Source organism: Chitinophaga filiformis (genome assembly GCF_900102545.1).
In the GTDB taxonomy this organism is placed as follows: Bacteria; Bacteroidota; Bacteroidia; order Chitinophagales; family Chitinophagaceae; genus Chitinophaga; species Chitinophaga filiformis.
Genome location: NZ_FNBN01000008.1, coordinates 66,019 through 78,625, shown reverse-complemented (window position 1 = coordinate 78,625; position 12,607 = coordinate 66,019). Strand labels below are relative to the sequence as shown.

General features: G+C 47.5%; 11 protein-coding genes. 6 read left to right on the top strand and 5 right to left on the bottom strand.

Features of this window, described 5'->3' with window-relative positions; genetic code table 11:
- Nucleotides 1-15: 15 nt before the first annotated feature.
- From BLR32_RS26190 to bioD, 5 genes are read right to left on the bottom strand one after another with little or no spacing between them, the layout of a single operon-like run.
- Nucleotides 16-987: a polyprenyl synthetase family protein gene (locus tag BLR32_RS26190; RefSeq protein ID WP_089836221.1), complete on the bottom strand. Its 972-nt coding sequence runs from the start codon at nucleotides 985-987 to the stop codon at nucleotides 16-18.
- A gap of 36 nt (nucleotides 988-1,023) precedes the next feature.
- Complete coding sequence (rnr, locus tag BLR32_RS26185) at nucleotides 1,024-3,159, bottom strand: ribonuclease R (protein ID WP_089836218.1); 2,136 nt, start codon at nucleotides 3,157-3,159, stop codon at nucleotides 1,024-1,026.
- Between the two features lie 11 nt (nucleotides 3,160-3,170).
- A complete protein-coding gene (gene lpxK / locus BLR32_RS26180; RefSeq protein ID WP_089836216.1) occupies nucleotides 3,171-4,238 on the bottom strand; it encodes a tetraacyldisaccharide 4'-kinase in 1,068 nt (355 codons plus the stop codon).
- Between the two features lie 2 nt (nucleotides 4,239-4,240).
- The gene (locus BLR32_RS26175; protein ID WP_176842436.1) at nucleotides 4,241-4,822 is read right to left on the bottom strand and encodes a 5-formyltetrahydrofolate cyclo-ligase; all 582 of its coding nucleotides are present in this window, start codon (nucleotides 4,820-4,822) and stop codon (nucleotides 4,241-4,243) included.
- Nucleotides 4,823-4,833: 11 nt separating this feature from the next.
- Nucleotides 4,834-5,460 (bottom strand): dethiobiotin synthase, encoded by a 627-nt coding sequence (gene bioD, locus BLR32_RS26170; protein WP_089836211.1) that lies wholly within the window; start codon nucleotides 5,458-5,460, stop codon nucleotides 4,834-4,836.
- Between the two features lie 481 nt (nucleotides 5,461-5,941).
- Here bioD and BLR32_RS26165 point away from each other — a divergent pair, with 481 nt between their 5' ends.
- From BLR32_RS26165 to BLR32_RS26140, 6 genes are all read left to right on the top strand, one after another.
- Complete coding sequence (locus BLR32_RS26165; RefSeq protein WP_089836209.1) at nucleotides 5,942-7,300, top strand: pyridoxal-phosphate dependent enzyme; 1,359 nt, start codon at nucleotides 5,942-5,944, stop codon at nucleotides 7,298-7,300.
- A gap of 166 nt (nucleotides 7,301-7,466) precedes the next feature.
- A complete protein-coding gene (locus BLR32_RS26160; protein ID WP_089836207.1) occupies nucleotides 7,467-8,303 on the top strand; it encodes an ABC transporter substrate-binding protein in 837 nt (278 codons plus the stop codon).
- Nucleotides 8,304-8,490: 187 nt separating this feature from the next.
- Nucleotides 8,491-9,558, top strand: coding sequence for a class II fructose-bisphosphate aldolase (gene fbaA, locus BLR32_RS26155; RefSeq protein WP_089836206.1), 1,068 nt, complete (start codon nucleotides 8,491-8,493; stop codon nucleotides 9,556-9,558).
- Nucleotides 9,559-9,767: 209 nt separating this feature from the next.
- On the top strand, nucleotides 9,768-10,616 hold the full coding sequence (gene accD, locus BLR32_RS26150; RefSeq protein ID WP_089836204.1) for an acetyl-CoA carboxylase, carboxyltransferase subunit beta: 849 nt from the start codon (nucleotides 9,768-9,770) through the stop codon (nucleotides 10,614-10,616).
- 110 nt (nucleotides 10,617-10,726) lie between these two features.
- Entirely contained in the window at nucleotides 10,727-11,164 is a 438-nt protein-coding gene (smpB, locus tag BLR32_RS26145) for an SsrA-binding protein SmpB (RefSeq protein ID WP_089836201.1), read from the top strand.
- Nucleotides 11,165-11,185: 21 nt separating this feature from the next.
- Complete coding sequence (locus BLR32_RS26140; protein ID WP_089836199.1) at nucleotides 11,186-12,325, top strand: tetratricopeptide repeat protein; 1,140 nt, start codon at nucleotides 11,186-11,188, stop codon at nucleotides 12,323-12,325.
- The last annotated feature ends 282 nt before the right edge of the window (nucleotides 12,326-12,607 follow it).

The following is a 12,607-nucleotide window of genomic DNA, read 5'->3' as shown; positions in this document are numbered from 1 at the left end:
GCAGATAGTATTACTTTAATGCTCCCTGTTTAAGAGGTAGTTGGCCAGTTCTGTGAGTGGTTTCTTACGGTTTGAGATCACCGCAATATGCTCAAGATGTTCAAAAGCAATCTGCTGGAAACGCTCTTTCTCCTTTTCTGCCCAGGCATCTACCTTGCAGTCGTGAAACAGCTCCAGCACCTGGGCCACCTTATCATCCGAACTGGTAGCCAGCAATTCCTTCAGTTTCTTATGCTGAACAGGATTGCACAGTTCCAGGGCTTTTAACAGCAGGAAGGTCTTTTTATTCACCAGGATATCCCCTCCCTGTTGTTTGCCGAACTTTTCCGGGTCGCCGAATGCGTCCAGGAAGTCATCCTGGATCTGAAAAGCGATCCCTATATTTTTACCAAATTCATATATATGCTGCTGGTTATACTCGCTGCCACCGCCGATGATAGCCCCCATTTTCAGACTGGCTGCCAGCAATACGGAGGTCTTCAGCGCAATCATATTCACATAATCATCATAACGTACCTGTTCCGGCTCCATCTCTTCAAAATCCATATCCATCTGCTGCCCTTCGCATACCTCAATAGCCGCCTTATTAAAAGCGGTGATCAGCTTCTGCTTATAGTGGGGCTGCACCTTGTTCAGGTATTCATATACTTTGATCAGCATTACATCTCCCGCCAGTATTGCCGCTGTATCACCATACAGGGTATGTACAGTGGGCTGGTTACGGCGCAGTGGTGCTTTGTCCATGATATCATCATGCACCAGTGTGAAGTTATGGAACAATTCCACAGCGGTACCCACCTCAAATGCATCGGGATGGATCTCGTCAAACAGTTCATTGCCCATAATACTCAGCACCGGTCTGATACGCTTTCCGCCTATATTGAGGATATGACTGGCAGCATCATAGAGCTTCTTTGGCTGCGCAGGGAATTGTTCTTTACTGAAATGTTCTCCGAAGCGGATAGTCAGGTCTTTAAATGAATGCATGGTGTTTTTCGAATAAGCGGCTGTAAGTTATATAAATTATGGCTTTTTACGGGAAGAGGAAGCCTGCTTCTTCCCAGATGCAGGTTTCTTCTTACTACTTGTATCCTTCTTTTTCCCTTTGGTCTTTGTATCCTTTCTATCAGCAGCCGCTGATTTGCGGGCAGGTTTCTCAGTCGCCCCAGGCTTACGGGAGGACTTCCTGAATGGCGTTGGTTCACCTCCACCCTCTTCTATCAGGTCATAGTCCAGCTGACGTTTTACCAGGTTGGCAGCTACCACCTGTATCCTCACTTTATCACCTATACGGATCTTTTTGCCGGTGAACATACCTATCAGGGCATACTCATTCTCGTCATACTTGAACTCGTCTTTGGTGCTCATGTTATGAATGCTTACCAGACCTTCACACTTGGTATCTACAGTTTCCACCCAGAAACCGAAGTGAGCCACACCGCTTACTACACCGTCAAATTCTTCACCGATGTACTGCTGCATGTATTCCACCTGTTTGTATTTGTTGGCCGCTCTTTCCGCATCCATGGCCTTACGTTCCATTTCAGAGGAATGCTTGCACTTTTTCTCCATCTGCCTGTCGGGATGGATATCGTGTGTCAGGCACTGTTGCAATACACGGTGTACGAGTACATCCGGATAACGGCGTATCGGCGAGGTAAAGTGACAATAGTGATCAAATCCCAGTCCGTAGTGACCGATATCATCCACGGTATAGGCGGCCTTCGCCATAGTACGGATACCCAGTGTTTCCAGTACATGCTGTTCCGGCTTACCATGGGCCAGCTGCAACATTTCATTGAAGGAGCGGGCCAGTTTATCCGGGTTATCTATTTCCAGCTTGTGACCGAACTTACGGGCGAAACCAGAGAATACTCTCAGCTTTTCCTCATCAGGTGTATCATGCACACGGTATGGGAAAGGCACGTGCTGGTTGGTACCAATACGGATATTGTATACATACTCTGCCACCGTCCTGTTGGCCAGCAACATCAGTTCTTCAATCAGCTGGTGAGCTTCTTTACTTTCCTTCACGACGATACCTACCGGCTTTGCATTCTCATCCAGCTGGAAGCGTACTTCCTGGGAAGAGAAGTTGATAGCGCCATTTTCAAAGCGCTGCTTGCGCAATATCTGCGCGATATTGTTCAATAACAATACCTCATCCTTGTAAGTACCTTCTCCGGATTCAATGATTTCCTGCACATCTTCATAGGTGAAGCGGTGATTAGAATGTATCACTGTTCTGCCCAGCCAGTGTTCTTTGATCTCACCCTTGTCATTCATTTTGAAAACGGCTGAGAAAGTCAGCTTGTCTTCATGCGGACGCAGGGAACACAGCTCATTGGAGATCTTCTCCGGCAGCATAGGCAGTACACGATCCGGCAGGTATACCGAAGTAGCGCGTTTATCTGCTTCCTTATCCAAAGCAGTCTCCGGCAGTACATAGTGACTCACGTCTGCAATATGTACTCCTACTTCGTACAAGCTGCCACGCAGCTTACGGATGGAAATAGCATCATCGAAATCCTTTGCATCAACAGGGTCAATGGTGAAGGTGAGGATCTTACGGAAGTCCTTTCTCTTCTTCACTTCTTCCGCATCTATGTTCTCACTGATCTCACCCAGTTCTTTCATGACTTCATCCGGGAAGCTGAGGGGGAATCCGCTTTCTATCAGGATCTCTTTCATCGCCAGGTCGTTGGTATTGCTGGCGTCCAGCACTTCCACGATCTCACCTACCGGCTTGCGTGTTTTTTCGCCCCAGGCTACTACACGTACGACGGCTTTGTCCCCGTCTTTCGCGCCTTTCACTGAATTAGCAGGGATATATATATCGGGCATGAACAGCCCTTTTTCCGGCACCAGGAAAGCGAAGCCTTTGTTGACCTGCAGGGTACCGGTGAATTCAATCTTTTTGCGTTTAACGATTTCCGTTATCACCCCTTCCATACGTCCTTCGTTCCTACCCTGTTTGATCACATCAACAAGCACGTCATCTCCATCGAGAGCGGTATTAAGGTTTTTCTGGCGGACCATGATGTCCTTCTCCTGGCCTTCAATAATAACAAAGGACATCCCGGAGCGGGTTATTTGTACAGTGCCACGAAAGGTTTTCTTCTGGCTGCTGTGTTTTTGAGGTTTTTTCTTTTTAGTCATTCTCGTAACGTTTAATCATGGTTACTTCCAAACTGATCCACGTAAGTAAAAATATAATTATTAAATGATTCTCCTTCCCCGTAGAGGAAAGATATTTCAACCGGCATAACGGCTATGGGTATGTTCATGGGACGCAGGCGGTCTTCGAGCAGTTGTAGTCTTACCGCGTCCTTTTCCGTTGTTACCACCAGTTTGTGGTTGCCGGGAAGGTTGCCGAGTTCCCTGTTAATTTTCTCCAGATCAGGGACGGAATAGTAATAATGATCCGGAAAAGGCAGGAGGAACACATTTTTATAGCTTTCCTTCAGTTGTTGTAAAAGCGGTTCCGGGCGTGCAATACCACACACGAGGAGAACGGTGGTATCTTCAGGCGCGGAAACCGGGTTGCCGCTGAACATGTCATATAGCTCGCCATATTTCAGAGAAGTAAAAAACAGTTGCTGATGTGGCAGGGGTTTGATTTCCTGCCTGATGGCGGCTTTTTCAGCATTGGACAGTTCCGGCGGACATTTGGACACAATGATACAATTGGCCCTCTGATAGCCTATTCGGCCTTCGCGCAGGCGACCGAAAGGTACCACATGATCTTTGGTGAAACGGCGGTGGTAGTCTGTGATCAGGATATTCATCCCTGGTTTCACAGAGCGGTGCTGGAAAGCATCATCCAGCAGTATCACTTCCGTTTCGGGGCGTTCTCCCAGCAGCTGTGGTATGGCCAGCATGCGTTCTTCCCCTACGCAAACCTCTATATCCGGGAATTTCTGATGGAACTGCATCGGTTCATCGCCCAGTTGTGCTGCGGTGCTGGCCTCATTGGCCAGCAGGTAACCACTGCTGCGCCGGTTGTATCCCCGGCTGAGGGTGGCTACACGGTATTTATCCTTTAATATCCTGATGAGGTGTTCAACATGCGGGGTTTTCCCGGTGCCTCCTACTGAAAGGTTGCCTACGGCAATTACGGGCAGGTCAAACTCCACGGCGGTCAGCATATTGGTATCATAGAAACGGTTACGGATCCACATCACGAGGCCGTACAACAGTGAAAAAGGGTATAATAAGATCTTCAGGTGTTTCAGCATTCTTAGCTTTTTTTGAAATCATAAATTGTTTGCGGTGTGATGACCATCTGCAGGGGAACATCATTTGCGTTCACATCTGCAATAGCATCTACCGGTTCAAACAATGACAGTCCGATAGTGGTCACCGTTGGCAGGCATTCCTTCAGAAAACGGTCATACATCCCTTTTCCGTATCCTACCCGCTGCCCGTTCCTGTCAAAGGCCAGCATAGGTACAAAAACCAGGTCCATTTCTGAGGATAGTAAGGATATCCCGCCAGCGGGTTCCGGTATACCATAGGCATTCCTGACCAGCACGGTTTCTGGTTTCCACAGGAAGTGTTCCATCGTTGCACTACGCATGTCAGACCTTGACAGCGCCCACTGCAATTTAGGATAGGCTTCTCTGGCCCAGTGTACCAGGGCGTACGTATCCGCTTCTTTCTTTTCAGTGATGGGAAGAAAAATGTGTGCCATTCTGAAAGCGCTGAAATCCAGCAGCTGGCATTGGTTTAATAACTCCCTGTTCAGGGTGGCTATCACATCATCCGGAAGGTTTAGACGTTTTTCCAGGTATTCCTTTCGTATATCCTTTTTTGTTAACAAGTGGATCTGTATTACCACAAAGATAGCTTTTCTGCCTGTTCCTTCACAAAAGCCCTGTCAACCAGCGCAGTGTGAGGTATCCGGCCCAGCAGCGGATAACCGCTCCATCCTATCACTTCGGTTTCATTGCTATGGTATTCTCCGCTGAAGATCCAGCCCAGTACAGGGATTCCGCGTTGTCTCAGTACCTGGGCTGTCAATAATGCATGGTTGATGCTTCCCAGGTAATTCTGGGCCACAATAATGACCTTCGCCTCCAGTTGCTGTATAAAATCGATAGTGAAGACCTGTTCCGTTAACGGGACCATCAGTCCTCCGGCCCCTTCTATGACCAGTGACCGGCTGGATGGCTGAATGCTATGTGCCAGCTCAAGTATCCTTTTTACGTTAATGTTCACATCCTCCAGTCTGGCAGCCAGGTGTGGCGAGGCTGGCGCTTCCAGGCAGTAGGCTTCCCGGTGACATACCGACACCGGATTTGATATTAAACTTTTTACCGTATCTGTGTCTGTCCCCTCTGTTAATCCTGTCTGTACGGGTTTCCAGTAGTCTGCCTGCAGTGCTTCCACTACACAGGCCGAAGTGACTGTTTTCCCCACCCCGGTTCCTATCCCGGTTATAAAAATCCTTTCACTCATGACATGCAAAGATAGTATAATAGGAATTACTTTGATAATCAATTCCTGTTAAGAAACGGTAATCTCTGGTTTAGGCATTGTTCCCGTTCCGGATCCGCTCTGGTACCGATCAGAATTCGTTCCTTCCATATCGCTTCACCGGCATTTCCATATCATTTCACCGGCATCTCTATATCGATTCGATATAGAGATGAGCCTAAAGTGATATCCAGATGACGGTATAGCGATATGGAGATATAGGGAACAGATGCTATTCAGAGCGGTATCGGATCGAAAAGGTATCGTAAAAGCATATTATCCATACGGGATCATTCGCGGCATTAGCCCCCGTCAGGGGTCTAATGTTTGTAGCCAGAGGTGATAACCCCGGGAATAGGTTATAGGTCCACCTTAAAGGCATGTCAAAGGCATAGTAAAGGCATGGATAAGGCATGGTAAAGGCGGAAATTCCTTACTTTCGCCACAGTCCAACAAGATTCATATGAAATTTTGCAATAGCATACTCGAAACAATCGGAAACACCCCTCTTGTCAAATTACACCGCGTTACCGCCGGCCTTCCATGTCCGGTACTGGCAAAAGTTGAGTTCTTTAACCCCGGCAACTCTATCAAAGACCGTATGGCCGTAAAAATGGTCGAAGAGGCCGAAAAACAGGGCCTGCTGAAACCCGGCGGCACCATCATCGAAGGAACCTCCGGCAACACCGGTATGGGTCTCGCATTAGCCGCTGTGATCAAAGGATACAAATGCATCTTTACTACCACGGATAAGCAATCCAAGGAGAAAGTAGATATACTCAAAGCCGTAGGCGCAGAAGTGATCGTATGTCCTACGAATGTGGAACCGGAAGATCCCCGTTCCTATTACTCCGTAGCCCGCAGGCTGTCGCAGGAGATCCCTAACGCGTTTTACGTGAACCAGTACGACAACCTGGCCAACAGGGATGCTCACTACGAGCAGACAGGCCCGGAGATCTGGGAGCAGACCGACGGGAAAGTCACTCACCTGGTAGTGGCTACAGGTACCGGAGGCACTGTTACCGGAGCTGGTAAATTCCTGAAAGAGAAGAACCCGGACATACAGGTATGGGCGATTGACAGCTACGGTTCCCTGCTGAAAAAATACCACGAGACCGGTGAACTGGACATGACCGAGGTATACCCTTACATCACAGAAGGTATCGGTGAGGACTTCGTACCGCAGAACTACGATATGAGCGTGATCGATCATTTTGAGAAAGTGACCGATAAGGACGGCGCTGTTATGGCCCGCCGCATTTCCAAGGAAGAAGGCATTTTTGTAGGCTATTCCGCCGGATCAGCAATATCGGGCTTATTGCAATTGAAAAGCAGGTTGAAACCGACTGACCTGGTGGTAGTGATCTTCCATGACCACGGTAGCCGTTATGTAGGGAAAGTCTACAACGACCAGTGGATGATGGAACGCGGATTCCTGGATGTGAAGACCGTGAAGGATGTGGTGAATGGCCGCCGTAACCAGCCGCTGGTAACGATCGACCAGGAAGAGAAAGTAAGCGAGGCGATTGTGAAGATGAAGAAGTATGACATTGAGCATCTGCCGGTACTGCATAATAATCAGATCGTTGGGGCCATTTCTGAAGGAGGGCTTTTCAACCGCCTGATCGATGATGCCAACCTGAAAGATGCACAGATCAAACAGGTAATGCAGCATGCTTTCCCGGAAGTGAGCATGGATACGCCGATAGAAAAACTGACTGTTTATATCAACAAAGAGAACGGAGCGGTTATTACCAAAGATGATAGCGGCAAGCCACATATCGTGACGAAATACGATATCATCCAGGCGCTGGGAAGTTGACCACGCCAGGGATCTTTGTGTTTGTAGCCTGGGGTGCACCCCCAGGGCCCCGCGGGGAAATTAACAAAAGGAAAAACGGGGATAGAATAAACACATATTGTACCTCATGAGTGTCCTGGACACCAATGATCTTAGAACCTAATAAACTAAAAACAACAGGCAGCTAATGCCGGTAACAAATACTTACAAAGACCAGCTGGGGCGGGAAGTGAGCATTCCTTACCCGCCCCGCCGGATCATCTCACTGGTCCCTTCTCAGACAGAATTACTGTACGACCTGGGACTAAATGAAGAAGTGATCGGCATTACCAAATTCTGTATCCATCCTGATGAATGGTTCCGGACCAAGACACGTATAGGTGGCACGAAAACACTGCACTTAGAACAGATCCTCGCCCTGCAACCTGATCTCGTTATTGCCAACAAAGAGGAAAATACAAAGGAGCAGGTGGAATACCTGATGCAACATGTACCTGTCTGGGTAAGCGATATATGGCAACTGGGAGATGTCAGAAATATGATCAGGAATATCGGTGAGATCACTGGCAAAAGTGAACGGGCCGATGAAATAGCTGGCAATATCTTGTTTGGTTTCAAAGGATTGATAGATGAAGTGCAGCAGCAGGAGGAAGATTTACTGCGTACTGCTTATTTTATCTGGCGGGAGCCATGGATGGTAGCTGGCGGAGGGACTTTTATCAGTATTATGATGAGACACTGCGGACTGGAGAATGTTTTCGAAGATATGCCCCGGTATCCAGAGATTGCCCTGGAGCAATTGAGAACAGCCGATTGTGAGCTGATACTCCTTTCATCGGAACCCTATCCTTTTAAGGAAAAGCATATCGCTGAATTACAGGCTGTGCGTCCGGATGTGCGCATTGAACTGGTGGATGGGGAGATGTTTTCCTGGTACGGCAGCCGGCTGCTAAAATCTGTACCCTATTTCCGGGAACTGAGGGAACGGCTAAAGAACACCGACCGGATTCCGAGGTCAGATTGAACCGAACCTTGTCAAAAAGAGCAAAATCTATGACCAGCAATAAGAATTCGTCCGAAAAAATGACGAATTCCTATAAAAAACACACAATTTTTCGTGATTCATCCAATTCTAATTAAGAAATCTACTATAATAGTTAATCTTTAGTACTTATATTTGCTGTCCTTAAATGTAAAACAATCCGAAAGCTATGGGAAAATACAGAGCTGGCGTGTTATTCGGCGAAGAGCTGGATGCGCTGTACAATGATGCCAAGAATAACGCATGGGCAATGCCTGCTGTTAACGTAGTAGGTACCAATTCCGTAAACGCAGTACTGGAAACCGCTGCCAAAGTAAACTCACCTGTAATTATTCAGTTTTCCAATGGCGGTGCGCAGTTCTTTGCCGGTAAAGGAATGCCGAACGACAAGCTGCAGGCAAATATTGCCGGTGGTATTTCCGGTGCAAAACACGTACACGAGGTGGCAAAATACTACGGTGTTCCTGTAGTACTGCACACTGACCACGCTGCTAAAAAATGGCTGCCATGGATCGACGGTCTGCTGGATGCTGGTGAAGTTTTCATGAAACAGACCGGTCAGCCACTGTACAGCTCCCACATGCTGGACCTCTCTGAAGAGCCGCTGCACGAGAACATAGAAACTTCCCTGAAATATTTCGAGAGAATGAACAAACTGGGTATGTCCATCGAGATCGAGCTGGGCGTAACCGGTGGTGAAGAAGACGGTGTAGACAACTCCGGCGTAGAAAACCACAAACTGTACACACAGCCTGAAGAAGTAGCTTACGCTTACGAAACCCTGTCTAAAGTAGGCAGCCGTTTCACTGTAGCAGCTGCTTTCGGTAACGTACACGGTGTTTACTCTCCGGGTAACGTGGAACTGCGTCCTGTGATCCTGCACAACAGCCAGGAATTCATCCAGAAGAAACACAATACTGCTGCTAAGCCAGTATACTATGTATTCCATGGTGGTTCCGGTTCACCTAAACACCAGATCAACGAAGCGCTGGGTTACGGTGTGATCAAAATGAACATCGATACCGATATGCAGTGGGCATTCTGGGAAGGTGTACACGACTTCTACGAAGCGAAGAGAGATTATCTGCAGGCACAGCTGGGTAACCCTGAAGGCGCAGATAAGCCAAATAAAAAATACTATGACCCACGCGTATGGCTGCGTAAAGGCGAAGAAACTTTCGTTAAACGTCTTGAAGAAGCCTTTGCCGACCTGAACTGCATCAACAGGAACGCATAATCCGCGAAGCGGTACAATTTATAGATCCTCAGGAAGTCATTCCTGGGGATTTTTTTGTAAATACGTTTTTATTATACCACTTATATATATATCTTTCAAATCAAATTATTGGTTGCCAGGTACTTTAAGTATAATTATAGGGGTAGAATACTTTGGAAGTTAATATAATTTGTATCTTGCACAACTATTTTGTAACCTAATAGCACAATATGTCAAGCTGGTTTAAGCGCATTAAACAAGGCATTCAAACGTCTACAAGTGAAAAGAAAGAGGCGCCGGATGGATTGTGGCACAAATGTCCTAACTGCAAAAAAACCTCTACAGTAAAAGATCTGAAGGAGCACTATTATGTATGCGACAAGTGTAATTATCACAATCGCATCAATTCGGCGGAGTATTTCGAAATATTATTTGACAATAATCAGTTCGAAGAGCTCTTTGAGAACATTTATCCGAAAGACTTCCTCGGCTTCAAAGACCTCAAGCCTTATGGCGCCAGGCTGGTAGATGCACAGAAGAAGTCGGGACTGAAAGACGCGATGCGGGTAGGCGTAGGTAAGGTACAGAGTAACGACCTGGTGATTGCCTGTATGGACTTCGCCTTCATCGGCGGATCCATGGGTTCCGTGGTAGGTGAAAAGATCGCCCGTTCCATCGACTATTGCATTGCGAACAAAATGCCGTTGATGATCATCTCCAAATCAGGAGGCGCCCGTATGATGGAAAGTGCCTTCTCCCTGATGCAGATGGCAAAAACGTCCGCAAAACTGACACAGCTGGCAGAAGCAAAGCTGCCTTATATTTCCCTGATGACAGACCCTACCACCGGTGGTGTGACTGCATCCTTCGCGATGCTGGGCGACCTGAATGTGGCAGAGCCTAAAGCACTGATCGGTTTTGCTGGTCCGCGTGTTATCAAGGAAACGATCAAAAAAGACCTGCCGGAAGGTTTCCAGAGTGCAGAGTTCCTGCTGGAACATGGCTTCCTGGACCTGATCATCGACCGTAAGGAGATGAAACAACGCCTGGCAGTGTTATTGGAATTATTTAAACACTAAGCACCAAAACCGAAGAATTTAGGAATTAGGAATTAAGGATTGGGAATGGGGAGATGCTTCCGGATTTCAATTCTTAATTCCTAATTTTTAAGTCCTGATTTAATAATAAGATGGCAGAACTCAAGAACAGATCGGCATATTTCGAGTACGCAATAGAGGATAAGTATATTGCCGGCATGGTGTTGACAGGCACAGAGATCAAGTCCATCCGCGGAAGCAAGGTAAGCTTCAACGATTCATTCTGCTATTTCTCAAAAGGAGAATTGTTTGTTAAAAGCCTGCATATTTCCGAGTATTCACACGGCACATATGCAAACCATGATCCCCTGCGTGAACGTAAGTTACTGCTTACCAAGCGGGAACTGCGGAAACTGGAAAATAAGATTAAAGAACGTGGCTATAGCATCATTCCGCTTCGCATCTTTATTACCGACAAAAGCCTTGCTAAGATAGAGATTGGCCTGGGTAAAGGTAAAAAGCTGCATGATAAACGCGAAAGCATCAAGCAACGTGAAACGGACAGGGAGATCAGAAGATTCCTGAAATAAGAAAATTCATTATTCGAGCATATGCAAAACCGTTTCCTGTGGCTCATAGCCGCCCCTATCCTACTGATACTGTCCTGTAAATCGGGTGAAAAGCTCTACAACAAAGGCCGCTATGATGAAGCGGTACTCGCGTTCGTAAAAAAATTACAGAAAAGACCTGACAACACTGTTGCACTACAACTTCTTCCTCAGGCCTATGCACAGGCACAACGTTCCCACGAGGACAAAGTCAATGGTTACATGATTTCCAATGACCCTTTAAAATGGGAATACATCCGTTCAGAATACCGCGTGCTCCAGCGTCTGTATGATGGCATTCATGCCTCTCCTGCAGCCCTGGCCATTGTGAAACCAAAAGATTACCGGAATGCCATTACCGGCGCCCAGGAGAATGCGGCACAGGTCAGGTATGACAGAGGTGTGGACTTGCTTGAACAGGGCGATAAAGCCGCGGCAAGGCAGGCCTTTGATGAATTCCAGGCTGCCCTGGGCCTGATCCCTAACTACCGCAACGCTGCACAACTCCGGGACGAATCCTTCCAGCGAGGCCTCGTAAATGTGATCGTAAGGCATGTAGATGTGCGCTCTCCCTACTATCAGTTCAGCGCTGACCAGTTCAGGGATGTACTGATCCGCAACCTCCAGCAGCGGAACATCAACCGTTTCGTGCAGTTTACCGACGAGCGTATCGCCCGGAACAACAAAATACAACCTGACCAGTTCCTGGAAATGAGTTTCAACGATTTCGTAGTAGGACAAACCTACGTAGACCGCTCAGAAAGAGAAGTCTCCAAAGAGATCGTTGTAGGCAGCGTAAAAGACAGCACCGGTAAAACGACTATCAATCGCTATGCTACCGTAAAAGCGAAAGTATACGTTGTTAAAGCGACCGTTGTTTCCAAAGGCCTGCTGGACTACCAGCTGATCGATGTAGCGACCAACAATATCATTCGTACCGACAGACTTCCCGGCAGCTATACCTGGCTGAACCAGTATGGCTATTATAAAGGCGATGAACGTGCGCTCAGCGACGAAGACAAGGCCCTGATGACCGGCGAAGATGTACCTCCACCTCCTCCACAGGAATTATTCCTGCAGTTCACCAAACCGATCTATGATCAGCTGACGCGTGAAATGCAGGCTGTTTACAACAATATGTAAGAACTGAAATGAGGTGTAATCCGGAATGAGGTGCACCCGATGAACGATACAAACATAATAGGCTCGCCGCGGCGGGCCTATTGTTTTATAACGCGTCACGCGCCCCCGGGGAACAAAACGCCATCAATAAAACATAATAGGACTCCAGAGGAGTCCCATTGTTTGTAGCCCGAGGTGATAACCCCGGGGAATAAATGTCTGGGGGCAACCCTGCGAAAATAAACATCCGGATGCCCCCCAGGGAAAACGCCGATTCCCCGGAAACAAACGCGGCACGCGCCC